This window comes from Geminicoccus harenae (genome assembly GCF_019800005.1).
Taxonomy (GTDB): Bacteria; Pseudomonadota; Alphaproteobacteria; order Geminicoccales; family Geminicoccaceae; genus Geminicoccus; species Geminicoccus harenae.
Map to the genome: position 1 here is coordinate 1 of NZ_JABGCL010000015.1, position 24795 is coordinate 24795.

Below are 24795 nucleotides of genomic sequence, written 5' to 3' on the forward strand. Positions count from 1 at the left end.
ACCTGGCCCATAGCGCATCCCTTGCCGCATGGTGATCCATTGTACCACCACATTGCGGGATCAAACACCTAGTGCGTGTTGCCGTGGTGACGGCAGTCACAGCGGCGGAAGGCACCGCGCTGCTATTGGTCCGTTTGTTGCTGAACGGGCATAGACGGACCTTGGACCGTCGCCCACAAGTGGATATCGGCGAGGTCGAGAACCCAGATGGCAGACATCATCCCGCTGCGCGGCAGCCAGCCGGCGCGAGCCGCACCGGTCCAGCCGGTCGTCTTCGACCCTGCAGATGCCTGGCTGATGCCCTGGGATATGCTCCGCCTGGGCTTGGCCGCCTGGGCGAGCCTCTGGCTGGCGCCGATGGGACTGCGGGTCGAGACGGTCGAGAAGCCCCGCCCGCCGCGCTGACGAGACGGCATCCGGCAACGTCGCCGCTGCTTGTCGGCAGGGCGGGCCGGGCCTATGCCTCCCGGCCATGGACAACCGATATTCCCTTCGCTTCCGCGGGCCGCACCTCCTCGGTATCGAGGGACTGGTGCCCTACGAGATCCAGGACCTGCTCGACCGGGCGGATGCCTGCGTCGACGTGAACCGCGGGCTCGCCGACCGCCGCGACCGGCTGGCCGGCCGCACCCTGCTCAACCTGTTCTTCGAGAACTCGACCCGCACCCGGACCTCGTTCGAGCTGGCCGGCAAGCGGCTGGGCGCCGACGTGGTCAACATGGAGGTCGCGACCTCCTCGGTGAAGAAGGGCGAGACCCTCATCGACACCGCGATGACGCTGAACGCCATGCATCCGGACGTGCTGGTGGTGCGCCATGGCGAGAGCGGGGCCGTGGCCCTGCTCGCCCGGCACGTGCGCTGCTCCGTCGTGAATGCCGGGGACGGGCTGCACGAGCATCCGACCCAGGCGCTGCTCGACGCGCTCACCATCCGCCGGCGCAAGGGCCGGATCGAGGGGCTGACCGTCGCGATCTGCGGCGACGTGCTGCACTCAAGGGTCGCCCGCTCCAACATGCTGCTGCTGCTGGCGATGGGCGCTCGGGTCCGGCTGGTGGCCCCGCCCACCCTGCTCCCGGGCGGGATCGAGGCCTACGGCGCCGAGGTCACCACCGACATGATGCGCGGCCTGGAGGGGGCGGACATCGTGATGATGCTGCGCCTGCAGCTCGAGCGGATGCAGTCCGCCCACCTCCCCTCGATCCGCGAATATTTCCGCCTCTACGGCCTGACCCGCGAGAAGCTCGCCAACGCCGCCCCGGACGCCCTGGTGCTGCATCCGGGGCCGATGAACCGCGGCGTGGAGATCGACGGCGTGGTGGCCGACGACATCGACCGCAGCGCCATCCTGGACCAGGTCGAGATGGGGGTGGCGGTGCGCATGGCGGTGCTGGAAGCGCTGGCAGGGCCGGAGGCCGGGCGATGAGCCGCCTGCTGATCACCAATGCCCGGCTGGTCGACCCGGTGGCGGGCACGGAGACGGCGGGTGCGCTGCTGGTCGAGCATGGCCGGATCGCCGCCCGTGGCCCAAATCTCGGCCGGGACGAGTCGATCGACGCCGAGCGCCTGGACGCGGGCGGGCTGGTCCTGGCACCGGGCCTGGTCGACCTGCGCGTGCAGCTCGGCGAGCCGGGTGCCGAGCACAAGGAGAGCTTTGCCAGCGGCGCGCTCGCCGCGGTGGCGGGCGGCGTCACCAGCTTCGCCTGCCTGCCCGGCACCCAGCCGCCGATCGACGACCCTTCCATGGTCGAGTTCGTGGCGCGGCGGGCCCGGCGCGTGCGGCTGGCCAAGGTCTATCCCTATGCCGCCATCACCAAGGGCCTGAAGGGCCAGGAGCTGGCCGAATTCGGCCTGTTGCGCGAGGCGGGCGCGGTCGGCTTCACCGACGGCCACCTGGCCGTCGCCAATGCCCGGATCATGCGCCGGGCGCTGAGCTATGGCCGGCTGGTCGATGCCTTCCTGGTGCAGCATCCGGAAGAACCGGACCTGGCCCGCGGCGGCGTGGCCAACCCGGGGCCGATCGCCGCCCGGCTGGGCCTGGCCTCGATCCCGCGCGAGGCCGAGGTCATCATGATCGAGCGCGACCTGCGCCTGGCCAGGGCCACCGGCGGGCGGGTCCACTTCTCGCGGATCACCACGGCCGAGGCGGTGGAGGCGATCCGCCGGGCCAAGGCCGAGGGCGTGCGGGTCACCTGCGACTGCACTCCGCACCATCTGGCGCTGAACGAGCTGGAGGTCGAAGGCTACCGGACCTTCGCCAAGGTCTCGCCGCCCCTGCGCGCCGAGGACGACCGGCGCGCGATCGAGGCGGCGGTGGTGGACGGCACGATCGACGCGATCGCCTCGGACCACCGCCCGCAGGACCAGGACAGCAAGCGCCTGCCCTTTGCCAGCGCCGAGTTCGGCGTGGTTGGCCTGGAAACGCTGTTGCCGGTGGCGCTGCGCCTGGTGGCGGACGGGCGGATGAGCCTGCCGGACCTGTTCGCCCGCCTGTCCACCACGCCTGCCAGGCTGCTCGGCATCGAGGCCGGCACGCTCGCCGTGGGCGCCCCCGCCGACCTGATCCTGCTCGACCCGGACCGGCCCTGGAAGGTCGCCGAGCGCGACCTGCACAGCGCGTCCAAGAACACCGCGTTCGAGGGCCGGCTCATGATGGGCCGGGTCGAGACCACGCTGGTGGACGGCCGCGTCGTGTTCCGCCGGGGCGAACCCATCCCCACCAGACTGGACTGAACGATGGAACCCGTCGCCGCCGCGTGGGGCTGGCCCCACCTCCTGGCCCTCGTGCTCGGCTACCTGGCGGGCTCGATCCCGTTCGGCCTGATCGTCACCCGGCTGGGCGGGGCGGGCGACATCCGCGCCATCGGCTCCGGCAATATCGGCGCCACCAACGTGCTGCGCACCGGCCGCAAGGGCCTGGCGTTGGCCACCCTGCTGTTCGATGCCGCCAAGGGCGCTTTGCCCGTCCTGGTGGCGCTCACCTGGTTCGACCGCGAGCTCGCTCTGCTGGCGGGCCTGGGCGCGGTGTTGGGCCACTGCTTCCCGGTCTGGCTGGGCTTCAAGGGCGGCAAGGGGGTGGCGACCGCCGCCGGCGTGGTCCTGGCGATCAGCCCGCTCACTTTGCTGGCGGCACTCCTGGTCTTCCTGGCGGCGGTGACGCTCACCCGCTACGTCTCGCTGGGCTCGGTGCTGGCCTCGGTCGCGGCAGCACTGGTGGCCTACGCCCTGGGCGACCCGCAGGCCGCCCTCCTGTTCGCGGTGATCGGCATCATCGTGATCGTGAAGCACCACCAGAACATCGGCCGGCTGGCGCGGGGCGAGGAGAACAAGCTGAGCTTCGCCAAGAAGCCCTAGGCCGGGTCAGGCACAGGGCACCGTCCCGCCATCGATGGTGTACTCGACGCCGTGGATCGCCGCGGCGCGGTCCGACGCCAAAAAGGCGATGAGCTCGGCCACTTCCTCGGGCTGGGCCGGGCGACCGATCGGAATGCCACCCAGCGCATCCAGGATGCGCTGGCGCGCCGCCGTCTCGTCGATGCCCGCACTCGTGGCGATCCGCTCGACCAGCGCCTCCGCAGCGTCCGTATAAATCCAGCCGGGCGCCACGGCGTTCACCCGGATCCCCTTGGGGCCGAGTTCCTTGGACAGGGCCTTGCTGTAGACGCTCAAGGCGGCCTTGGCCGCCGCATAGCCGGTGGTCGATTCCGGCAGGGGCAGGCGGCGCTGGATGGAGGAGGTGTGGATCACCACGCCCGAGCCCTGCGCGATCATGTGCGGGATCAGCAGCCGGTCGAGCCGGACCGCGGACATCAGGTTGAGATCGAGCTCCGCCTGCCAGGCTTCGTCGTCCAGGGCCGCGAACCCGCCGCCCGGGCTGCGCGAGCCGCCGACCACGTGGACGATCAGGTCGACGCCGCCCAGCCGGTCCAGGACCGCCTCGGCCAGTGCGGTGCAGCCGGCCGCCGTGGCGAGGTCGGCCGGCACGAACGCCACCTCGTCCATCGGCTCGTGCGGGCCGGATCGCGCCGCCGTGACCACCCTGGCACCGCCCGAGACCAGCCGGCGGACCACTGCCCGACCGGTCCCCTGGGTGCCGCCCGTCACCACCGCGCGCCTGCCGGCGAACTCGTTCGGGTCGCAGGCCATCAGCCGATCTCCAGTCCCGAGATGCCGTGCTGCGCCAGGGTGAAGCGCCGGTTGCCCGCGAAATAGGCGGTGACCGGATCGGAGAGATGAACAGCCATGAGACGTCGTGTCCTGGACGTTGTTGTCCAGTCCAGGATCACCTACCCTGACCTCGTGGCAAGTACGCACGGAAAAGTTAGCTACTAACCCATGAGTAAGCGTCCCGATTATACCGGTGCTTTGGCGGCGCATGGCGTGCAGCAGGTGCTGCGGGTCCTGGAAGGGCGCTGGAAGCTGGTGATCCTCTTCCAGCTGTTCGGCGGCAGGCTGCTGCGCTTTTCCGAGCTGGAGCGGGCGGTTCCCGGCATCTCGCAGAAGATGCTGGCCCAGCAGTTGCGGCAACTGGAGAAGGACGGCGTGGTGGCGCGGATCGTCCATCACGAGGTGCCGCCCAGGGTCGAGTATCATCTGACCGAGTGGGGGCAGGCGCTCTGCCCGGCGCTGGACGCCCTGCTCCGCTGGGCCGAGCAGGCACCACCCGCCATGCGCCCGGCCCTGCTGGGCGCGGCCGCCGACGAGCCTGCTGCCCCTGCGGACCCGTTGCCGGTGGCCTGACCTTCAGCGGCGCCGGGCCACCAGGTGGAACAGGTGCCAGTGCTTGGGCCGACCGCGCGGGGTCACCGTGTCGGTCTCCTCCTCGTCCAGCCGCTCCACGGCGAACGGCGCCAGCAGGGCTGCCACCTCGGCCGGCGTGTGGATGGTGATGCCCGGCTGGCCGGCGAAATCGTCGCGCGGGCCCAGCAACTGGCAGGCCAGCCGGCCGCCCGGGGCGAGCCGGGCATGGATCCGGGTGAACAGGCCGGCGAACCGCTCTGGTGGGCAGAACGGCAGGGCGAAGGACGACACGGTGAGGTCGGCCTCCGGCCAGTCCGCGTCCTCGAAGCGTGCAACGGTGGTGGTCAGCCGCGGCAGGTCATCGGGCGGGCAGGTGGCGCGGAGGCGGTCGATCGCGGCCTGCTCCCGGTCGATCGCATGGACCGTGTGGCCCATGGCCAGGAGCGGCAGCGTGTCCCGGCCGACGCCGCAGCCGAGATCCACCACCCGCAGGGGCGTAGCCCGCCCTTCCCGTGCGAACGCGGCCAGGGCCTGGGCCACCGTGGGACGGAGCGGCCCCTGCCCCGCCCGGTCCCAGTAGCCGGCCAGCTTCTCCCGCCAAGGTTGCACAGCGTCCACCTCTTATTGCATTAGTGGCAAGAGACCTTTTGGAGCCAGGATGATCCAGGCGCCGGACGATACCGCGGAAGCCCTGGCCCGGCTGCGCCTGTGCCGCAGCGACGGGATCGGTCCGCGCGCGTTCGGCCGGCTCCTGTTCCGCCTGGACAGCGCCAGGAACGTGCTGGAGCGCTGGCACGAGCTGCCGCGCGAGGCGACGGCCGCCGTGCGCCTGGCCGACCCTGCGGCCGTCGAGCGGGAATGGGCCGTGACCGAGCGGCATGGCGCACGCCTCCTGTTCCTGGGCGAGCCTACTTATCCCGCAGCACTCGCCACGATCCACGACCCGCCGCCGGTGCTGACGGTCCTGGGCGACACGGGCCTTCTGGACATGCCGGCCGTGGCGATCGTGGGCTCACGCCATGCCAGCGGCAATGGCCGCACGCTGACCCGCACGATCGCGCACGAGCTGGCTGCCGCCGACTATACGGTCGTGTCCGGCCTGGCGCGCGGCATCGACACCGCGGCGCATGAAGGGGCCGTGACGGCACCGGGCCGCACGATCGCGGTGATCGCGACCGGCATCGACCAGGTCTATCCCGAGCAGAATGCCGAGCTCGCGGCACGGATCGCGGCCGACGGCCTGCTGGTGACCGAGCGGCCGTTCGGTGCCGAGCCGCGTGCGGCCGCCTTCCCCGCGCGCAACCGGATCATCGCCGGGCTGTCGCTGGGCGTGCTGGTGGTCGAGGCGGCCATCCGTTCAGGCTCGCTGGTCACGGCCAGGCTGGCGCTGGAGCAGGGCCGCGAGGTCATGGCGGTGCCGGGCTCGCCGCTGGACGAGCGGCATCGCGGCACCAACCAGCTCATCAAGGACGGCGCGGTGCTGATCGAGGATGCGGCCGATGTGCGCGCCGTGATCGACCCCCTGGCCATGCGCCGCGAGCGGATCGCATCGCCGCCGCCGCGACGGACGGAGCGCGCCCAGCTACCCCTTCCGGCCCAGCCGAGCTACCTGCCCGCCAGCGGCTCGCCGGCACCAGGCGGCCTCGTGGCGCAGGTGCTGGCCTGCCTGGGTGCCGAACCCCTCGCGGTTGACGATCTCGTACGCCAGTGCCAAGCAACGACGGCCCAGATCCATGAGACCCTGCTCGAGCTGGAGCTCGAAGGTCGCCTGGAGCGGCATGGTGGCAACCGTGTCTCCCTGCTGTTCGCCTGAGCCTTGTGGCCCGCAGGCTCTTGCAACTCGGAAGACAGGGCCCACCTTCCCGACCCGATCCTCACCGCCGCCGACCTGCCGCGGTGGGTGCCCCGAGAAAAGCCGCTGATGAACGTCGTCGTCGTCGAATCCCCGACCAAGGCCAAGACGATCAACAAGTATCTGGGCGACGGATTCACCGTCCTGCCCAGCTACGGCCATGTGCGCGATCTGCCCGAGAAGGACGGCTCCGTCCTTCCCGACGACGATTTCCGCATGATCTACGAGGTCCAGGAGGACAAGAAGAAGCGGATCGACGAGATCGCCAGGGCGGTCCGGGGTGCCGATCGCCTGGTGCTTGCGACCGACCCCGACCGCGAGGGCGAGGCGATCTCCTGGCACCTGCTTTCCGCGCTGCAGGACAGGAAGGCGATCAAGAAGGGCCTGCAGGTGGAGCGGGTCCTGTTCTACGAGGTGACCAAGCCCGCCGTGCTGGAGGCGATGCAGTCGCCGCGCCAGCTCGACCACCACCTGATCGACGCCTATCAGGCGCGCCGGGCGCTCGACTATCTGGTGGGCTTCACCCTCTCGCCCGTCTTGTGGCGCAAGCTGCAGGGTGCCCGCTCGGCCGGGCGGGTGCAGTCGGTGGCGCTGCGCCTGATCTGCGAGCGCGAGGCCGAGATCGAGGCGTTCGTCCCGCGCGAATACTGGACGATCGCGGTCGCCTGCCGGACCGAGCGCGGCGACCCCTTCACTGCCCGCCTCGCCAAGCTGAACGGCAAGAAGCTCGACCGGTTCGACCTGGCGGACGAGGCCCAGGCCATGACCGCGGTGCGCGCCATCGAGGCGGCCAGCTTCAAGGTCGGCTCGGTCGAGAAGAAGCAGGTCAGCCGCAACCCGGCACCGCCGTTCTCGACCTCGACGCTCCAGCAGGAAGCCTCGCGCAAGCTGAACTTCTCGGCGGACCGCACCATGCGCACCGCCCAGCGCCTGTTCGAGGGCGTCAACCTGAACGGCGAGCAGGTGGGCCTCATCACCTACATGCGCACCGACAGCGTGGCCCTGTCGAACGACGCGATCGGCCAGTGCCGCCGCTGGATCGGCAGCCGCTTCTCCGAGCGGCACCTGCCGGACAAGCCGCGCGTGTTCAAGACCAAGACCAAGAACGCCCAGGAGGCCCACGAGGCGATCCGGCCGACCGACGTGTTCCGCACGCCCAAGGAGGTCGGCCGGTTCCTCGACGACGACCAGCGCCGGCTCTACGAGCTGATCTGGAAGCGCACGGTCGCCTCGCAAATGGCAGCGGCCCTGCTCGACCGGGTGATCGCCGAAATCGACGCCACGGACGGTTCGGTCGGCCTGCGCGCCACCGGCCAGACCGTGACCTTCCCGGGCTTTCTGGAGCTCTACCAGGAAGGCCGCGACGACCCCGCCGCGGACGACGAGGACGACGAGAGCCGGCTCCTGCCGCCGATGACGGTGGGCGAACCGGTGAAGCGCGAGGCCGTCACGCCCAGCCAGCACTTCACCGAGCCGCCGCCCCGCTTCACCGAGGCCAGCCTGGTCAAGCGCATGGAGGAGCTGGGCATCGGCCGGCCCTCCACCTATGCCTCGATCCTTTCCGTGCTCCAGGCCCGGCAATATGTGCGGCTCGAGCAGAAGCGCTTCGTGCCGGAATCGCGCGGCCGGATCGTGGTGGCCTTCCTCACCTCGTTCTTCGACCAGTATGTCCAGCCGGACTTCACCGCCAAGCTGGAGGACCAGCTCGACGACGTGGCGTCCGGCGAGGTCGACTGGCGGGCGGTGCTGCGTGCCTTCTGGGACCCGTTCAAGGCCAGGATCGAGGACGTCAAGGAGCGCCGGGTCGCCGAGGTGATCGACGCGCTCAACGACGCGCTGGCGAGCCGGCTGTTCCCGCCACGCGAGGACGGTTCCAATCCGCGGATCTGCCCGACTTGCGGCACCGGCCAGCTCTCGCTCAAGATCGGCAAGTTCGGCGCGTTCGTCGGCTGCTCGAACTATCCGGAATGCCGCTTCACCCGCCAGCTCGATGTGCCGACGGGCGATGCGGACGCAGCGGAGAGCAAGGATCGTCTGCTCGGCAGCGATCCGGACAATGCCGAGGAGGTCTGGCTGAAGGTCGGCCGGTTCGGCCCCTATGTACAGCGGGGCTCCGGCGAGACGGCCAAGCGCTCGTCCCTGCCGCCCAACGTCAAGCCGGACGAGCTGGACCTGGAGACGGCGCTGAAGCTCCTGGCCCTGCCGCGCGAGGTCGGGATCGACCCGGAGAGCGGCAAGCCGATCACCGCCGGCATCAACCGGTTCGGGCCGTTCGTGCAGCTCGACAAGCGCTTCGTGCGCCTTGGGCCGGACGAGGACGTGCTGACGGTCGGGATCAACCGGGCGATCGCATTGCTGCGCGAGCCGCCGGCCCGCGGCCAGCGTGCCGCCCCGGCCGCGCTGAAGGAGCTGGGCAGCCATCCCGACAACGGCCAGCCGATCCAGCTCTTCGCCGGCCGGTTCGGGCCCTACGTGAAGTGCGGCGACGTCAATGCCAGCCTGCCCAAGTCGATGTCGCCGGACACGCTCGATCTCACGACCGCGGCGCGGCTGATCGACGAGCGGGCGGCGCGCGGTCCCTCGGCGAAGAAGCCCAAGCGCACGGCGGCGAAGAAGGCGCCGGTGAAGAAGCAGGCCGGGGGCGAGGCCGCCGGAAAGACGGCGAAGAACGGCAAGACGACGGCAAAGACGGCACCGGCGAAGGCCAAGGCGGTTGCAGACAGCGAGACCGAGCCGGCGGCCTCGGCTGCTCCTGCAGCCAAGCCGGCCCGGCGCACCGCCGCCAAGCGAGCCTGAGGATTGCGCACCACACGAATTCTGCCCCATGCCCGGTCGGGCCTGCCCAGCAAGCGCCAGCTCATGGAGTTCATCCAGGCAGCCGGCGGCGAGGTGCAGGTGCGCGAGGTCGCCCAGGCCTTCAGCGTCCGTGGCGACCAGCGCCATGGCCTGCGCAAGCTCCTGCGCGAGCTGCGCTCCGAGGGTGAGCTGGAAGGCCGGCCGCCGCGCCGTCATGCGATCGCCGGCAAGCCGCCGCCGGTCATGCCGGTCACGGTGGAGGAGGTCGACGAGGACGGCGACCTGATCGCCCGGCCGATCGACGAGCTGTTCGGCGAGCTGCGCGTGCGCCTGCCCCACCATGCGCTGGAGCGCCCGGTACCGGGCCTGGACGACCGGCTGCTGATCAAGCTGTTCCGCCAGCAGGATGGCTCCTACGAGGGCCGGGTCATCCGGGTGCTGCCGAAGGCTGCCCGGGAGGTGGTGGGCGTGGTCGAGCGGGCCGGCGACGGCTTCCGGCTGCGGCCGGCCGACCGCAAGCTCAAGCACGAGTTCCTGCTGCGTGCCGACAAGGTCGAGGTCGCGATCGGCGATCTCGTGCGCGCCCAGGTCCTGCCCGGCTGGCGGTACAGCGCGCCGCGCGCCGAGGCGGTCGAGAACCTGGGCCGGCCCGATGATCCGCGGGCGATCAGCCTCATGACGGCGATCGAGGCGGAGCTGCCCATGCAGTTCCCGCAGGCGGCCCTGGACCAGGCGGCGCAGGCGGAGCCGGTCACGCTGGCCGGGCGGACGGACCTGCGCCACCTGGAGCTGGTCACGATCGATGGCGAGGACGCCCGCGACTTCGACGACGCGGTCCATGCCGTGCCCGATCCCGAGGGGAAGAACGCCGGCGGCTACCTGATCACGGTCGCGATCGCTGACGTCGCCCATTATGTCCGCCCGGGCGACGCGCTGGACGTGGAGGCGCGCCAGCGCGGCAACTCGGTCTATTTTCCGGACCGGGTCATCCCGATGCTGCCGGAGAAGCTCAGCAACGATTTGTGCTCGCTCCGCCCCCACGAGGACCGTGCGTGCCTGGCCTGCGTCCTGTCGATCGACAGCCAGGGCGAGATCCGGCGCTGGAAGTTCGTGCGCGGGGTGATGAACAGCCGTGCCCGGCTCACCTATGGCGCGGTGGAGGCCCTCAAGCTCGGTGACGAAGCGGCGGTGCCGGGCGAGGTGCGCCAGCCGGTCATGCACCTGTTCGACGCCTATGCGCTGCTGCGGGCGGCACGCGACCGGCGGGGGGCGATGGACCTGGACGTGCCCGAGCGCAAGGTCCTGTTCAGCGAGAACGGCCTGCCGGTCGGCTTCAAGCCGCGGGAGCGGCTGGAATCCAACCAGCTCATCGAGGAGTTCATGATCGCCGCCAACGTGGCCGCGGCCTCGGAGCTGGAGGCGAGGAAGGCGGCCTGCCTGTTCCGCGTCCACGACAAGCCGGACGCGCTCAAGCTGGCGGCGCTCGCCGACTATCTGCGCGAGCTGGGCCTGCCCTGGGGCAAGAATGTCAGCAAGCCCGGCGACTTCACCCGGCTGATCGGCCGGATCGAGGACGAGGCATCGCGCCAGATCGTTTCCCAGCTGGTCCTGCGCTCCCAGGCCCAGGCCGTGTATCACCCGGACAATATCGGCCATTTCGGCCTGAACCTGCGCCGCTACGCGCATTTCACCTCGCCGATCCGCCGCTATTCCGACCTGGTCGTTCATCGCTCGCTGATCAGCGCGCTGGGCCTGGGCGAGGGCGGGCTCGATCGCTACGACGAGGGCGAGGCGCTCTACGAATTGGGCTCGCACCTCTCCTCGACCGAACGCCGCGCCATGGTCGCGGAACGCACCGCCTACGAGCGCTTCGTCGCCCTGTTCATGCAGGACCAGGTGGGCGCCCGGTTCGAGGCGATGGTGGCCTCGGTGCAGCGCTTCGGCCTGTTCGTGTCCCTGCTCGACAGCGGTGCGGAAGGTCTGGTTCATGTCGGCGGGCTCGGGCGCGACGACTGGATGCATGACGAGGCGCGTCATGCCCTGGTCGGCCGCTTCTCCGGCGAGGTCTATGCCCTGGGCGACCGGGTGACCGTAGAGCTGGAGGAGATCGACCATCTGGGCGGCAAGATCTCCTTCCGCCTGGTCGAGCACCAGCCCGGCCCCGCCAGCATGGCGGCGGCCAGGCAATGGGCCAGCGGCAAGAAGCGCCGCACCGGACTGACTGGGGGGAGAACTGGCCGTGGCACGGGTGGGGGCAAGGGACGCCGTCGCTTCTGACCCGCCGCTGCAGCCGTCCTGGGGAATCCTGGCTCTGGTCATGGCGACCACGACCCTGGTCGGCATCGTCCTGTCCACGAGCCAGCCGCTGCTTTCCCTGGTCCTGGATCGCCACGGCGTCCCAGCCGGGCTGATCGGCCTGAATGCGGCAGCCGGCGGGTTCGGCGTGTTCCTGGTCATCCCGTTCCTGCCCCGCCTGCTGGCCCTGGGCGCCAGCCGCGCCATGCTGCTGGGCCTGGCCATCGCCGCCCTCACCTTCCTGCTCCTGCCGCTCCGGATCGACCTCTGGCTGTGGTTCGTGCTCCGCCTCGTGCAGAGCATCGGCCTGGCGCTGCTGTTCATCATGAGCGAATCGGCGGTCAACGCGCTGGTGACCGAGGAGCGGCGCGGCCGGGTGATAGGGCTCTACGGCACGCTGTTCAGCGTCGGCTACACGGCCGGCCCCGGCCTGATCGTGCTGCTCGGCAGCGAGGGCTACCTGCCGTTCGCTACCTGTGCCGCCCTCCTGGCCGCAGGCGGCATCCTCACCCTGTTCCTGGCACCGATCGACGGCCTGCTGCGCGGGGGTGCCCGGCACGGCGCCGACGTGCTGGGCAAGCTGCGCGCCACCCCGTTCGTGTTCGCGACCGCCTTCGTGTTCTCCCTGCTGGAGACCGGGCACTTCGCGCTCCTGGTGCTCTGGGGCCTGGCCGGCGGGGCGGTGGAGCAGGAGGCCGGGCTGATGGTGATGGTGCTGATCGCCGGCAACATCCTGTTCCAGTACCCGGTGGGCTGGATCGGCGATCGGATCGGCCGGGTGCGCACGATCGTGCTGACGGCCCTGGCCGCGGCGCTGGGGCACGGCCTGATGAACACGAGCCTCGCGGCCGGCTGGCCCCTCTGGCCCGTCCTGCTGCTCACCGGCGGTGCGATCGGCAGCCTCTATTCCTGCGGCCTGTCCCTGCTCGGCCAAAGCTATGGCCGCGACCACATCGCCGCGGCCAACACCACCTACATCATGACGATCCAGATCGGCATCACGGTAGGGCCGCTCCTTGGCGGCACCGCCATGCAACTGGGGGGTGCCTGGACGCTGCCATGGGTGCTGGGGGCAGTCGCCCTCACCCTGGCGCTGGCCCGCCTGGACGTGCTCACCCGGGGGCGCCGGGGCGGCAAAGGTTGACAAGACCCGCCGATTGCCGCTAGGTCCGCGCCCGTTCCGGAACATTCTGCTCGGAGAAGGCCTGTGGCCAAGGCCGCGACCGTACTGATCAAGCTCGTCAGCACTGCTGGCACGGGCTACTTCTACACCACGAAGAAGAACACCCGCAGCACCACCGACAAGCTGTCGTTCAAGAAGTACGACCCGAAGGTGCGCAAGCACGTCGAGTTCAAAGAATCCAAGATCAAGTGACCAACGGGCGCCTCAAGCGCCCGTTCGTCTGTTCAGGCCCGTGCGGGTGTCGATCTAGCGGTCGACCTGGATCGAGCCGGACAGCATCGCTGCTTCCTGCTCCCCCATGGTGTCCCCGGCATCGCGACATTCGACGGCGGTGATCAGGGCGGAAGTGTGCACTCCTGCCCGTCCGGCCGCGTCGCCGCTGCGCTGGATGGCCACGCAGGCGAGCGGCGTTCCTTCCATGGTCGTGGTGAACTGGGCCCACTCGACCTCCGGATAGCTGTTCGCCAGGCTCCCCTCCCCGGTCACCTGCGGATCCGTGCCGACCTGCTGGACCACGCTGGTGATCGGGCCGGGCCGGTAATAGGTGTCGCCGGAGCCGCGGCCGTACCAGACGATGACGAAGCCGTCCTGGCCGGTGAAGAAGGCGCTCTCGGTGCGCGCGTTCACGCCGCTCTCCACCCGCTGATGATGCTCGCCGGTCACGCCCGGATAGCGGGGGTGCTTCAGGGTGACGGCGGCCCGCTCCGCGGGGATCTGCTGGCCCGGCCCGCTCGGCGGCGGCATGCAGGCGGCGAGTGCCAGTGTGGTGGACAGGCTCAGGACAGCGAGGGACGCGGGCAGTCGCGGCATGGGAATCTCCGCCCCCGTGACGGGGGACTGCAACCATCAGTCCTCGTTCGTACAGCCCCATGTCAAGCGCCACCCCAGCCAGCAGACGGAAGACCCGAAGCGGCTGTGGACTGCCGGCCTCGTGAGTAGCCGAGGCTGAACTCGCCCTGCCGACTTGCCGTTCTTCTTCCGCCCGTGGCCGGGTTTGGGCCCGACTACGGCGGAAGGGGAAGACAGCAGGCCATCGACAGGCGGGCGGTCCCGGCAGGCGGTGGGTGCCGGCCTGCCGGTTCACGACGGCTTCAGGCGGCTGCCTGCGCGTAGCCCAGTTCCTGGAGGGCGGTGCGGATGTCGTCCAGCGTCGAGGGATCCTCGATCGTGGGCGGCATCGTCCACTCCTTGCCGTCGGCGATCTTCTTGATCGTGCCGCGCAGGATCTTGCCCGACCGGGTCTTGGGCAGCTTGCGTATCACCTTGGCCAGCTTGAACGCGGCCACCGGCCCGATCTCCTGGCGCACCATGGCGACGGCCTCCTGCTCGACCTGGGCGGGCGGCTCGTCGATGCCGGCCTTGAGCACCAGGAGGCCCAGCGGCAGCTCGCCCTTGAGCCGGTCGGCCACGCCCACCACCGCACATTCCGCCACGGCCGGATGGGCGGCCAGCACCTCCTCGATCTGCCCGGTCGACAGGCGGTGCCCGGCCACGTTGATCACGTCGTCGATCCGGCCCATCACGAACAGATAGCCGTCCTCGTCGCGATGGCCGGCATCGCCGGTCAGGTAGTAGCCGGGATAGCGGCTCAGATAGTTCTGGCGGAACCGCTCCTCGCTGCCCCAGAGCGTGTTCAGGCAGGCCGGCGGCAGCGGCAGGCGGATGCAGATGTCGCCCTGCTGCCCGGCTGGGACCTCATGGCCGTTCTCGTCCAGAATGCGCACGTCATAGCCGGGTGCCGGCAGGGTCGGCGAGCCCGGCTTCACCGGCAGATGCTCGATCCCGAGATAGTTGGCGGCGATCGCCCAGCCGGTCTCGGTCTGCCACCAGTGGTCGATCACCGGCACGCCCAGATTCTGCTCGGCCCAGCGCAGCGTCTCCGGGTCGCAGCGCTCGCCGGCCAGGAACAAAGCGCGCAGGCCGGACAGGTCGTGGCGGTGCATCAGCACCGCGTCCGGATCCTCGCGGCGGATCGCCCGGAAGGCGGTGGGGGCGGTGAACATCACCTTCACCCCGTGTTCCGCGATCACCCGCCAGAACGCCCCCGCATCCGGCGTGCCGACCGGCTTGCCCTCGTAGATCACGGTCGTGCTGCCGTTCAGCAGCGGCGCGTAGACGATGTAGCTGTGCCCGACCACCCAGCCGACATCCGAGGCCGTCCAGAACACCTCCCCCGGCTGGACGCCGTAGATGTGGCGCATCGACCAGAGCAAGGCGGTGGCATGGCCGCCATGATCGCGCACGATGCCCTTGGGCAGGCCGGTCGTGCCGGAGGTGTAGAGGATGTAGAGCGGGTCGGTGGCGGCGACCGGAACGCAGGCTGCCGGCTCGGTACGCTCCATGGCCTCCGCCCAGTCCAGGTCGCGGCCGGGGTCGAGCTGGGCTTCGGCCTGCGGGCGCTGCAGGACGATGCAGCGCTCCGGGCGGTGGCCGGCCCTGGCCAGCGCATCGTCGACCAGCGGCTTGTAGGGCACCAGCCGGCCGGGCTCGATGCCGCACGACGCGCAGACGATCACTTTGGGCGTGGCATCGTCGATCCGGGTGGCCAGCTCCTTGGCGGCGAACCCGCCGAACACCACCGAATGGACGGCACCGATCCTGGCACAGGCCAGCATCGCGATCGCGGCCTCGGGGATCATCGGCATGTAGACGATCACCCGGTCGCCCTTCGCCACGCCCTGGGCCCGCAGCACGCCGGCAAAGCGCGCCACCTGGTCCTGGAGCTCGGCATAGGTGAGCCTGCGGGTCGTGCCGGTCACCGGGCTGTCGTGGATGATGGCGACCTGGTCCCCGCGGCCGGCCGCCACGTGCCGGTCCACGGCATTGTGGCAGGTGTTCAGGACCCCGCCCTCGAACCAGCGATAGCGCGGCGGCTCGTCGAAGTTCAGGACCCGGTCCCACGGCCGCTCCCAGTGCAGCGCCCGGGCCGCCTCGGCCCAGAACCCTTCCGGATCGGCCAGCGATTGCTCATGGATCGCCCGATAGCTGCTCATTCCCCTCCCCCTGGTCGGCGCCGATCACTGCCGGATGCGGTTGCCGCGCCGGCTGGCGCGAGGGCACGATAGGCCCACAGCCAGGAAGGATCACGCGTTGAACAATGCACCCAGTACCGCCGAAGCGCTGATCGAGGGCCTGATCGCCTATGGCGTCGACACGGTGTTCGGCATTCCGGGCGTTCATACCCTCCAGCTCTACGATGCCATGGCGCGCGCGAAGATCCGCCATGTCGGCATCCGCCACGAGCAGGCCGGCGTGTTCATGGCGGACGGCTATGCGCGCGCCACCGGCAGGCCGGGCGTCGCCTGTCTGATCACCGGCCCCGGCCTGCTCAACGCCGCCACCGCGATCGGCCAGGCCTATTCGGACAGCGTGCCGGTGCTGGTGCTGACCACGCTGAACCCGATGGATGGCGGCGGCCTGAGCCGCGGCCGGCTGCACGAGATCGGCGACCAGCGCGCCACGGTGGCGCCGATCACCCGGCTGACCCGGACGATCCACGCACCCGAGGAGGTCGACGAGGCGCTGGCCGCCTGCTTTCGCCATTTCACCCTGGAGCGCCCGCGCCCGATCGTCCTGCAGGTGCCGCTCGATGTGGCCGAGCGCCGGGGCGGGCTGGCGCCGACCGCCCGCCGGCCGGCGGCCCGCCCGCATCCCGATCCGGCCCAGGTGCAGGAGGCCGCGGCCCTGATCGCTGGGGCGCGGCGGCCGATCGCGATCTTCGGCGGCGGCTGCGTCGATGCGGCGCCGGCTGCGCTGCGTTTCGTCGAGAGGACCGGTGCGATCGCGTTCACCACGATCGCCGGCAAGGGTGTGCTGCCCCAGGACCACCCGAGCAATGCCGGCGCGCTCCTGACCTCCAAGGAGATCCACGCGCTGCTGGGCAAGGCGGACGTGCTGATCGCGATCGGCACCGAGCTCGCCGAGAACGACATCTGGGCCGACCGGCTGGAGATCCCGGGCAAGATCATCCGGATCGACCTGGACCCGGACCAGCTCGACCGCGACTTCCCGGCCGAGATCGCGATCCTGGCCGATGCCGGCGCCACCATGACCGCACTGGCCCAGGCCCTGCCGGACCCGCGCCCGGCACCCGCCCAGCTCGTGGCGGGCCTGCGTGAGGCGCACCGCGCCGCGGCCACGCCGCTGGAACGCAAGCACGAGCGGGTCCTGAGCGCGCTGCGCGCCGCCCTGCCCGAGGACGGCATGGTGTTCAGCGACATGACGATGATCGCCTACAGCGGCAACAGCCGCTATCCGACCAGCCGGCCGCGCACTTGGTTTCACCCGGCCGGCTTCGGCACGCTGGGCTACGCCCTGCCGGCCGCGATCGGCGCCAGGCTCGCCTGCCCCGGCACGCCGGTGGTGGCGCTGATCGGCGATGGCGGCATCCAGTTTACCCTGGCCGAGCTCGGCACCGCGCGTGAGCAGAACCTCGCTCTGCCGATCCTGCTCTGGAACAACCGCTCGCTCGGCCAGATCGCCCTCGGCATGCGCCAGCGCGGGATCGAGGAGCTGGCGGTGCATCCCTTCACCCCGGACTTCGCCGCGATCGCCGCCGCCTATGGCTGCGGCCACGTCCGCCCGGGCTCGGGTGCTGAGCTGACCGCTGCCCTGACCAGTGCCTTCACCGCCAGCGGCCCCACCGTGATCGAGGTGAACCAGGACGATTCCTGGCTGGGCTAGCCGCTCGTCGCACGCCCCCGGTGACGAAAGTCACAGCAAAGCCTTCCCCGACCGCCCATTAATCAGGCAGAATTACCGGAAATTCTGGGGTGGCGGAGATGGCGGGGAAAGTCGGGGGCGGAACGAGGCCGGGCCTAGCGGAGCAGGCCCTGCCCGAAATACCAGTCCGCCGTCCGGCCAAGGCCCTCGCGCAGGTCGACGGTCGGCCGGTAGCCGACCAGGCGCTCGGCCTTGGCGCTGGTGAACGCCCGGGACTTGGTGAAGAAGTCGGTGCGGCGGCGGTGCAGCGGCGGCTCGATGCCGAATGGTCGGCAGACCGCCTCGCAGGCCGCCGCCGCCAGCAGCAGCGGCCCGATCGGCAGGCGCCCCTTGGGCGGCGGCACCTTCACCGCCTCGGCGGTCAGCGCCACCAGCTCGTTCAGCGTGGTGCAGCGAGCACCGGTCAGGATGAAGGTCTCGCCCAGCGCTGCGGGATGGGTGCCGAGCAGCACGATGCCGCGCGCCAGATCCTCGACGAAGGTCAGGTGGTAGAGGATCTCGCCCGAGCCGAACATGCGGAACTTGCGCTCGCGGATGGTCCTGAACAGCTTGAGGAAGCGCGTGTCGCGCGGGCCATAGATCCCGGCCGGGCGGAAGCAGGCACCGGCCATGCCCTTCTGCAGGTAGGCCTGGAACAGCTTCTCCCCCTCGACCTTGCTCTCCTGGTAGACGTCGCCCGGTGCCAGCGGCGCGTTCTCGTCGGCCACGCCCGCGACATCGCCATGCACGCCTACCGTGCTGCAGTGGACGACGCGGGCGCCGTTCTGCAGCGCCGCCTCGAACAGATGGCCGGTGCCGGTGACATTGACGTCGAAATAGACCGAATCGGCGAAGCGCGCCTCGCGGTAGAGCGCGCCGATATGGTAGACATGGCTGGTACCTTCCACGGCCCGGTGGAGGCTGTCCCGATCGCGCAGATCGCCCTGGGCGAGTTCCACGCCGCGGGCGGCCAGTTCCTGCGCGGCGGGTGCCGCAGGGTCCCGCACCAGGGCCCGCACCGGCACGCCCTGGGCCTGCAGTTCCTTGGCCACGTACCAGCCTGTGAAGCCGGTGGCTCCGGTGACCAGGGCGCGGTTCGGCGTCCGGTTGGTTTCGGTCATCGAGGCTGGCTCCTGCGGGATGGGCAAGGGGATGGGAGGCCGGGTGCGCCCGGCTGCTTGCTGCCCGCTAGGTACACGAGCCGACGGCGTGCGCAAACACGAGGCAGCAGCATCGGAGTGTGCATCACTTCTCGATGAGCTTCATCAAATCTTAGGGGGTTGTAGACTAGATGTTATTCACCTCAGCCGTGGGCTGGGTCCGGTGCTCGATCGGGAACCGGCCTTTCTAATGTGATGCGTTCGGGAAGGTTGGGCAGATGGGCCGGCCAGCATAATGCGAACATCGACTTGCAATGGCCTGTCGTATCCGTCACATCCCTCGGCGGGATGCGGCCGGATACTGGAAATGTCGGACAGGACGACCAATGCTGACGAGCGGGACGAAGGCTCGCTGGCCGCGATGCCGGCCGGCGCGGTCCGCCGCGTCCTGGTCGATGCCCATGTGCATCTCTACCCGTGCTTCGACCGGGGAGCCTTCCTGCAGGCGGCGGCGGATCATGCGCGGGCAGCGGGTGCGGCACTGCCCTGGCTCCTGTTCACCGAGACCGCCCGCGACTTCGCCTACCAAGCACTGGCCGAGGATCCCCCGGCCGGCTGGACGGCCGAACGCCATCCGGACGGCCGGACCATCACGCTCACCGGCACCGCCGGCCAGCAGGTCATGATCACGGCCGGGCGGCAGATCCAGACCGCCGAAGGGCTGGAGCTGCTGGCACTCGGCAGCGACGAGGTGATCCCCGACGGCACCCCGCTCCAGGACGCCTTCCGACTGGCGCTGGCGGCGCAGGCCCTGCCGGTCATACCCTGGGGCTTCGGCAAATGGGTCGGGCGGCGCGGCCGCGTGCTGGCGGCATTCCTGGCCAGTCCCGATGCCCACCACCTGTTCCTGGGCGACAATGGCGGCCGGCCCTGGTTCTGGCCGACGCCGCTTGTGTTCCCCAAGGTCGACGCCGCCGGCCGGCGTGTCCTACCCGGGAGCGACCCACTGCCGTTTCCCACCCATCAGGCCCGTGCGGGCAGCTATGGACTCGTCATGGAGATACCGGTCGATCATGACCGGCCATTTGAGCAACTCGTGTCGCGTTTGATCAACAAGAGCTTTCCCGCATCGCGCTTCGGCCGGCTGGCCGGTGGCCTGACATTCCTACGCGACCAGGCGGCGATGCAGATGATCAAGAGGACTCGCCGATGATTCGTCCGCGAGCGCTCGTGGTAGCGCCTCAGCCATTTTTCACGCCCCGCGGCACGCCCTTTTCGGTATATTACCGCACCCTGGTGACCGCCGAGGAAGGCTTCGACGTCGACTTGCTGTGCTATGGTCGCGGCGAGGATGTCGATCTGCCCAATGTGCGCATCTACCGGATCCCGGAGATGGCGTTCCTCGGCCCGGTCAAGATCGGCCCCTCGCCGCTGAAATTGTTCTTCGACGTGTTCATGGTGCTGTGGACGCTGTTCTTCCTGTGCACCCGCCGCTACCAGTTCGTGCATGCCCACGAGGAGAGCGTATTTTTTCTGCGCTTCCTCAAGCCGCTGTTCGGCTTCCGGCTGATCTACGACATGCATTCGAGCCTGCCCGAGCAGCTCCGCAACTACAAGTTCACCGAATCGCGCACGATCATCGGCATCTTCGAGTGGCTGGAGCGCACCTGCCTGAAGAACGCCGACGCGGTGATCACCATCTGTCCGGAGCTCGCGCGCTACGCCGAGCCGCTGGTGCCCGAGCGCGGCCGGCACGTGCTGATCGAGAACTCGATCTTCGACCCGGTGCGCCTCGCCGGTGCAAGGGAAGAGCGGGCGCGCCCGGAACTGGTTCCCTTGCCCGAGGACCGCAGGCTCGTGGTCTATGCCGGGACGCTGGAGGCCTATCAGGGCATCGAGATCCTCCTGGGCGGCTTCGCCCGGGCCTTCCCGAGGGTGCCGGACGCGCTGCTCCTGATCGTGGGCGGCACGCCGGACCAGGTGGCCGCCTATCAGGAGATGGCGGCCGAGTTCGGGATCGGTGATCAGGTGGCGTTCACCGGCCGGGTGCCGCAGGCGACGGCGAAGGAATATATCCGCCGCGCGCATGTGCTCGTGTCGCCGCGCAGTGCCGGGATCAACACGCCGCTCAAGATCTACGAGCAGCTCGCCAGCGGCGTGCCTCTGGTCGCGACCAACATCCTCTCGCACACCCAGGTCCTGGACGAGAGCGTGTGCTTCCTGACCGAGCCGGAGCCTGCCGCGTTCGGCGAGGCGCTGGTCACCGCGATTGCCGACGAGGAGGCCAGGGCCAGCGTGACCGAAGGGGCCAGGCGCCGCTATGCCGACGTCTACAGCCGCCCGGTCTACGTGGCGAAGATGCGCCGCGTCCTCGACATGGTCTGCCCGGAGCGAAGCAGAGCGGTATGTGTGGAATCGCGGGCGTCCTGACCCTGCCGGGCGGAGAGCGCCCGGATCCTTCCCTGCTCGCCCGGATGACCGACACGATCCTGCACCGCGGGCCGGACGGCCGGGGGCATCATGTCGACCCGCCGGTGCTGATGGGCATGCGCCGCCTGTCGATCATCGACGTGGCCGGCGGCGACCAGCCGATTGGCAACGAGGACGGCAGCGTCCAGGTCGTGTTCAACGGCGAGATCTACAATTACCGCGAGCTGCGCGCGGAGCTGGAGCGGCAGGGCCACCGGTTCCGCACCGCCTCCGACACCGAGGTGCTGGTCCATCTCTACGAGCAGCACGGCGACGCCTTCCCGAGCTACCTGAACGGGATGTTCGCCTTCGCGCTCCACGACCGGACGCGGCAGCGTGTGCTGCTGGCTCGCGACCAGATCGGCATCAAGCCCCTGTTCGTGGCGAGGCTCCCGGGCCAGCTGGTGTTCGGCTCAGAGATCAAGGCGCTCTTGGCCAGCGGCCTCGTCCCGCGCGAGCTTGACCACGATGCGCTGGCCGAGTTCATGAGCTGGGAATACGTGCCGGCACCGCGCACCCTGTTCCGGGCGGTGCGCAAGCTGGAGCCGGGCTGCACGCTCGCCGTCGACCTGCGCAGCGGTGAGATCGTCGAGCGGCGCTTCTTCGACCTGCCGCCGGCCGATGCCGTGGAGCATCGCAGCGAGGCCGAGTGGGCGGACCGGCTCGATGTCGTGCTCGGGCAGGCGGTACGCCGGCAGATGGTGGCCGACGTGCCGCTCGGCGCGCTCCTGTCCGGCGGCGTCGACAGCTCGATGGTCGTAGCCAAGATGGGGCGGGACGCGCTGACCTTCTCGATCGGCTTCGACGATGCCTCCTATGACGAGCTGCCGCACGCGCGGCGGGTCGCAGAGGCGTTGGGCGTGCGCCACGAGGTCGAGGTCATCCGGCCGGACGTGCGCACGCTGTTCGACCATCTCATGCAGTTCATGGACGACCCGATCGCGGACTTCTCGATCTTCCCGACCTATCTGGTCTCCCGCCTGGCGCGCCGGCATGTGACCGTGGCGCTCAGCGGCGATGGCGGCGATGAGCTGTTCGGCGGCTACGACACCTATGTGGCCCAGGGCATGGCGAGGCGCTGGCAGCGCCTGCCGGCCGCACTGCGCAGCGGCGTGGTGGCGCCGATCCTGGACCGCATCCCGCCGCGCCCGCAGAAGAAGGGGCTGATCAACAAGGCCAAGCGCTTCGTGGAGGGGGCCAGGCTCGACCCGGCGCTGGGCCATGCCCGCTGGCGGCTGTTCCTGGAGAGCGCCCTGCGGTCCCGCCTGTTCACCGGCGCGATGGCGGAGCGGCAGACCCAGCAGCCCGAGGCCCACATCCATCGCTACATGGAAGAGGCCGAGGGCCGCGACCCGGTCGATCGTGCGCTGCATGTCGACATGAAGTCCTATCTGGTCGACAACTGCCTGGTGAAGGTCGACCGGATGTCGATGGCCTGCTCGCTCGAGGTGCGGGTGCCGCTGCTCGACCTCGAAGTGGTCGACCTGGCCTTCCGGATGCCGTCCTCGCTCAAGCTCCGCGACGGCGCGACCAAGCCGCTGCTCAAGGAGGTCACCGCCCGGCACGTGCCGCGCGAGAGCGTGTACCGGACCAAGCAGGGCTTCTCCATCCCGATCAAGCACTGGCTGAACGACACGTTCCGCGAGCTCACCGACGAGCTGCTCGCACCGGAGCGGCTGCACGCCGACGGGCTGTTCCAGGCCGGGACGGTCGAGGCGCTCCTGGCCGAGCACCGGGCGAACCGCGCCAACCACAGCCACATCATCTGGGCGATGCTGGTCTTCCAGGACTGGCAGCGCCGCTGGGGTGTCAGCCTTTGAGCCTTGACAGCGGAGAGCGCTTCGACCTCGCGGTGATCGGCGGCGGGGTGGCCGGGCTGTGCCTCGCCTATGAGGCGGCGCGGGCCGGGCGGCGGGTGGTGCTCCTGGAGCGGGAGGCGACACTCGCCGCGCGCACCTCCGCCAACTGGTTCCGCATCCTGCATGGCGGGCTGCGCTACCTGCAGACCCTGGACCTGGTCCGGCACCGCGAATCGGTCCTGGCCCGGCGGGAATGGCTGCGCGATTTTCCGGACCTGATCGAGCCCCTGCCCTGCCTGATGCCGCTGGCCGGCCGCGGGCTGAAGCGACCATGGGCATTCCGGGCGGCCCTCGCCCTGGACGCGGCGCTGGCGCGCGGGCGCAACCGCGGCCTCCGTCCCGACCGGCACCTGGCCGCCGGCCGGGTGCTGACGGCAGCAGACGTGCGCCGCCTCCTGCCCCCGCTCGGCGACCTGCCGGGCCTGGAGGGCGCGGCTCTCTGGCAAGATGCGGTGGCCCGCGATGCGCCGGCACTGGCAGCCGCCCTGGCCAGGCGGGCAGAGACTGCAGGCGCCGTGCTGCGGACCGGGGCCGCAGTGGCGGAGATCCTGGTCGAGCGCGGCCGCGCCGTGGGCGTGCGCACTGAAGACGGCGCCCGGGTCACGGCAGCAGCAGTGGTCAACGCCACCGGCCCCTGGAGCGACCTGACCCTCGGCCACCTGCCCTCCATCCGCCGTCGCGACCTGTTCCGGCCCTCGCTCGCCTTCAACCTGGTGCTGGACCGCCCGGCTCCGTTCGACGGCGCGCTCGCTGTGCAGGCCAGCCGGCCGAACGCACCGATCCTGTTCGTGTACCCGTTGAACGGCCGGATCTTCGCCGGGACCTGGCACGCCCCCTGGCAGGACGGCCCGGACCAAGTGACACCACCAGCCGCCGCGATCTCGGCGTTCCTCGCCGATCTGGCCGACGCCATGCCCTGGCTCGACCTGCGCGAGGACGCCATCCATGCCGTGCATGCCGGGCTGCTCCCGGTGAACCATCCAGGCTCGACCGACCTCACCGGCCGTCCACTGATCGTCGATCACGGCCGGGAAGGCGGCCCCGCCGGACTGCATTCCATCGCCGCGATCAAGTTCACGACCGCCCCCATGCTGGCACGCAAGATCCTGGCCCGGATGAGGTAACGGCTCCGGCCCCCGCCGGCAGAACATCCTGGCCGTTCGACCCACCGCCAGCGCTGCTTCGGCCAGAGGAACCTCCACTCGCCTGCATCCGTCACACCAACCCGATCATTCAGTCCGATCCGGACCGTGCGGTTTCCCGGCAGGCACCGATCATCTGACTGGGGCGAGAGGATGGCTGAAACAGCACAAGGTGGTGTGACGCCACGGCCTGCTGGGCAGCCTTCCCCCGGTGGCCACCGCTAACTGACCACTGGCAAAGCCGCTGAATGGTCACGGGATGTGCCGCAGCATGATCCGGCTCATGGCAGCATGGGTCACCACACCGGATTCAGGCAGCCGCTCATAGTCCCGGGCAAGGCGACGTGAGCGGGGAGAGCTAGGCGAAGGTCCGCTCGATGCCCCATCATCCGCCCGCAGGTGGATGACCCGCTTCCCGAAGGGACGCCGGTCAGTAAGCCACCGAGGACGGCGCAGCGGGACGTAGAAGTCTGCCGGCTGCTTATCCAGCCAATAGCGCCACGCTTGGCGCTGGCGATGGAAGGGTATCTCTATGCGTCAGCCGCCCGCCTTCTCCAGCCACCTTGCAGATGGCCCGGTATAGGCACCATCTGTCCAGACCAGCTTCAAACGGCAGGGCTGCCATAGGTATCACCTCGACCATCTACCGTGCGCCCACCGT

At 70.1% G+C, this 24795-nt stretch carries 20 protein-coding genes; 15 read left to right on the forward strand and 5 right to left on the reverse strand.

Translation table 11 applies throughout. The annotated features are described in order from the left end of the window. Window positions 1-207: 207 nt before the first annotated feature. The 4 genes from HLA95_RS14735 (at window position 208) to plsY (ending at window position 3351) form a co-directional block, all read left to right on the forward strand. Window positions 208-405 (forward strand): hypothetical protein, encoded by a 198-nt coding sequence (locus HLA95_RS14735; protein ID WP_191061257.1) that lies wholly within the window; start codon window positions 208-210, stop codon window positions 403-405. Window positions 406-472: 67 nt separating this feature from the next. Continuing rightward, on the forward strand, window positions 473-1423 hold the full coding sequence (locus HLA95_RS14740) for an aspartate carbamoyltransferase catalytic subunit (RefSeq protein WP_191061258.1): 951 nt from the start codon (window positions 473-475) through the stop codon (window positions 1421-1423). Continuing rightward, window positions 1420-2730: a dihydroorotase gene (locus tag HLA95_RS14745; protein WP_191061259.1), complete on the forward strand. Its 1311-nt coding sequence runs from the start codon at window positions 1420-1422 to the stop codon at window positions 2728-2730. Before HLA95_RS14740 ends, HLA95_RS14745 begins: the two co-directional genes overlap by 4 nt. 3 nt (window positions 2731-2733) lie before the next feature. After that, the gene (plsY, locus tag HLA95_RS14750) at window positions 2734-3351 is read left to right on the forward strand and encodes a glycerol-3-phosphate 1-O-acyltransferase PlsY (RefSeq protein WP_191061260.1); all 618 of its coding nucleotides are present in this window, start codon (window positions 2734-2736) and stop codon (window positions 3349-3351) included. Window positions 3352-3357: 6 nt separating this feature from the next. On the opposite strand, the gene HLA95_RS14755 is transcribed toward plsY, so the two are convergent. After that, window positions 3358-4143: an SDR family oxidoreductase gene (locus HLA95_RS14755; RefSeq protein WP_222183707.1), complete on the reverse strand. Its 786-nt coding sequence runs from the start codon at window positions 4141-4143 to the stop codon at window positions 3358-3360. Window positions 4144-4332: 189 nt separating this feature from the next. Here HLA95_RS14755 and HLA95_RS14760 point away from each other — a divergent pair, with 189 nt between their 5' ends. Then, on the forward strand, window positions 4333-4737 hold the full coding sequence (locus tag HLA95_RS14760) for a winged helix-turn-helix transcriptional regulator (RefSeq protein WP_222183708.1): 405 nt from the start codon (window positions 4333-4335) through the stop codon (window positions 4735-4737). A 3-nt stretch (window positions 4738-4740) separates the two neighbouring features. Here the strand turns inward: HLA95_RS14760 and HLA95_RS14765 are convergent, their stop codons facing one another. Next, window positions 4741-5346: a class I SAM-dependent methyltransferase gene (locus HLA95_RS14765; protein WP_322100137.1), complete on the reverse strand. Its 606-nt coding sequence runs from the start codon at window positions 5344-5346 to the stop codon at window positions 4741-4743. Window positions 5347-5395: 49 nt separating this feature from the next. Here HLA95_RS14765 and dprA point away from each other — a divergent pair, with 49 nt between their 5' ends. From dprA to rpmG, 5 genes are all read left to right on the forward strand, one after another. Beyond that, a complete protein-coding gene (gene dprA / locus HLA95_RS14770) occupies window positions 5396-6550 on the forward strand; it encodes a DNA-processing protein DprA (protein ID WP_222183709.1) in 1155 nt (384 codons plus the stop codon). 108 nt (window positions 6551-6658) lie between these two features. Continuing rightward, window positions 6659-9385 carry a type I DNA topoisomerase gene (gene topA, locus HLA95_RS14775; RefSeq protein WP_191059046.1) on the forward strand — a complete coding sequence of 909 codons (2727 nt, stop codon included), beginning with the start codon at window positions 6659-6661 and terminating at the stop codon, window positions 9383-9385. A 3-nt stretch (window positions 9386-9388) separates the two neighbouring features. Continuing rightward, complete coding sequence (rnr, locus tag HLA95_RS14780) at window positions 9389-11662, forward strand: ribonuclease R (RefSeq protein ID WP_191059047.1); 2274 nt, start codon at window positions 9389-9391, stop codon at window positions 11660-11662. Then, window positions 11625-12824 (forward strand): MFS transporter, encoded by a 1200-nt coding sequence (locus HLA95_RS14785; RefSeq protein WP_222183710.1) that lies wholly within the window; start codon window positions 11625-11627, stop codon window positions 12822-12824. The genes rnr and HLA95_RS14785 overlap by 38 nt, the downstream gene beginning before the upstream one ends. A 63-nt stretch (window positions 12825-12887) precedes the next feature. Next, a complete protein-coding gene (gene rpmG / locus HLA95_RS14790; RefSeq protein ID WP_159716472.1) occupies window positions 12888-13055 on the forward strand; it encodes a 50S ribosomal protein L33 in 168 nt (55 codons plus the stop codon). A 54-nt stretch (window positions 13056-13109) separates the two neighbouring features. On the opposite strand, the gene HLA95_RS14795 is transcribed toward rpmG, so the two are convergent. Beyond that, window positions 13110-13673 carry a hypothetical protein gene (locus HLA95_RS14795; RefSeq protein ID WP_191059049.1) on the reverse strand — a complete coding sequence of 188 codons (564 nt, stop codon included), beginning with the start codon at window positions 13671-13673 and terminating at the stop codon, window positions 13110-13112. A 281-nt stretch (window positions 13674-13954) separates the two neighbouring features. After that, window positions 13955-15856, reverse strand: coding sequence for a propionyl-CoA synthetase (locus HLA95_RS14800; RefSeq protein WP_191059050.1), 1902 nt, complete (start codon window positions 15854-15856; stop codon window positions 13955-13957). Window positions 15857-15953: 97 nt separating this feature from the next. Here HLA95_RS14800 and HLA95_RS14805 point away from each other — a divergent pair, with 97 nt between their 5' ends. Beyond that, window positions 15954-17546, forward strand: a complete 1593-nt coding sequence (locus HLA95_RS14805; protein WP_222183711.1) for a 5-guanidino-2-oxopentanoate decarboxylase — start codon at window positions 15954-15956, stop codon at window positions 17544-17546. Window positions 17547-17680: 134 nt separating this feature from the next. On the opposite strand, the gene HLA95_RS14810 is transcribed toward HLA95_RS14805, so the two are convergent. Next, a complete protein-coding gene (locus HLA95_RS14810; RefSeq protein WP_222183712.1) occupies window positions 17681-18685 on the reverse strand; it encodes an NAD-dependent epimerase/dehydratase family protein in 1005 nt (334 codons plus the stop codon). 346 nt (window positions 18686-19031) lie between these two features. Between HLA95_RS14810 and HLA95_RS14815 the strand changes: the two genes are divergently transcribed. From HLA95_RS14815 to HLA95_RS14830, 4 genes are read left to right on the forward strand one after another with little or no spacing between them, the layout of a single operon-like run. Next, window positions 19032-19877 (forward strand): hypothetical protein, encoded by an 846-nt coding sequence (locus HLA95_RS14815; RefSeq protein ID WP_191060552.1) that lies wholly within the window; start codon window positions 19032-19034, stop codon window positions 19875-19877. Continuing rightward, window positions 19874-21094, forward strand: coding sequence for a glycosyltransferase family 4 protein (locus HLA95_RS14820; protein WP_191060551.1), 1221 nt, complete (start codon window positions 19874-19876; stop codon window positions 21092-21094). The genes HLA95_RS14815 and HLA95_RS14820 overlap by 4 nt, the downstream gene beginning before the upstream one ends. After that, window positions 21070-22953 carry an asparagine synthase (glutamine-hydrolyzing) gene (gene asnB / locus HLA95_RS14825; protein ID WP_191060550.1) on the forward strand — a complete coding sequence of 628 codons (1884 nt, stop codon included), beginning with the start codon at window positions 21070-21072 and terminating at the stop codon, window positions 22951-22953. The genes HLA95_RS14820 and asnB overlap by 25 nt, the downstream gene beginning before the upstream one ends. Next, entirely contained in the window at window positions 22950-24116 is a 1167-nt protein-coding gene (locus tag HLA95_RS14830) for an FAD-dependent oxidoreductase (protein WP_222183713.1), read from the forward strand. Before asnB ends, HLA95_RS14830 begins: the two co-directional genes overlap by 4 nt. The last annotated feature ends 679 nt before the right edge of the window (window positions 24117-24795 follow it).

Coding starts and splice junctions, on each gene's coding strand:
- HLA95_RS14735 (WP_191061257.1), top strand. CDS start 208: ATGGCAGACATCATCCCGCTGCGCGGCAGCCAGCCGGCGCGAGCCGCA.
- HLA95_RS14740 (WP_191061258.1), top strand. CDS start 473: ATGGACAACCGATATTCCCTTCGCTTCCGCGGGCCGCACCTCCTCGGT.
- HLA95_RS14745 (WP_191061259.1), top strand. CDS start 1,420: ATGAGCCGCCTGCTGATCACCAATGCCCGGCTGGTCGACCCGGTGGCG.
- plsY (WP_191061260.1), top strand. CDS start 2,734: ATGGAACCCGTCGCCGCCGCGTGGGGCTGGCCCCACCTCCTGGCCCTC.
- HLA95_RS14755 (WP_222183707.1), bottom strand. CDS start 4,143: ATGGCCTGCGACCCGAACGAGTTCGCCGGCAGGCGCGCGGTGGTGACG.
- HLA95_RS14760 (WP_222183708.1), top strand. CDS start 4,333: ATGAGTAAGCGTCCCGATTATACCGGTGCTTTGGCGGCGCATGGCGTG.
- dprA (WP_222183709.1), top strand. CDS start 5,396: ATGATCCAGGCGCCGGACGATACCGCGGAAGCCCTGGCCCGGCTGCGC.
- topA (WP_191059046.1), top strand. CDS start 6,659: ATGAACGTCGTCGTCGTCGAATCCCCGACCAAGGCCAAGACGATCAAC.
- HLA95_RS14795 (WP_191059049.1), bottom strand. CDS start 13,673: ATGCCGCGACTGCCCGCGTCCCTCGCTGTCCTGAGCCTGTCCACCACA.
- HLA95_RS14800 (WP_191059050.1), bottom strand. CDS start 15,856: ATGAGCAGCTATCGGGCGATCCATGAGCAATCGCTGGCCGATCCGGAA.
- HLA95_RS14810 (WP_222183712.1), bottom strand. CDS start 18,685: ATGACCGAAACCAACCGGACGCCGAACCGCGCCCTGGTCACCGGAGCC.
- HLA95_RS14815 (WP_191060552.1), top strand. CDS start 19,032: ATGTCGGACAGGACGACCAATGCTGACGAGCGGGACGAAGGCTCGCTG.
- HLA95_RS14820 (WP_191060551.1), top strand. CDS start 19,874: ATGATTCGTCCGCGAGCGCTCGTGGTAGCGCCTCAGCCATTTTTCACG.
- asnB (WP_191060550.1), top strand. CDS start 21,070: ATGTGTGGAATCGCGGGCGTCCTGACCCTGCCGGGCGGAGAGCGCCCG.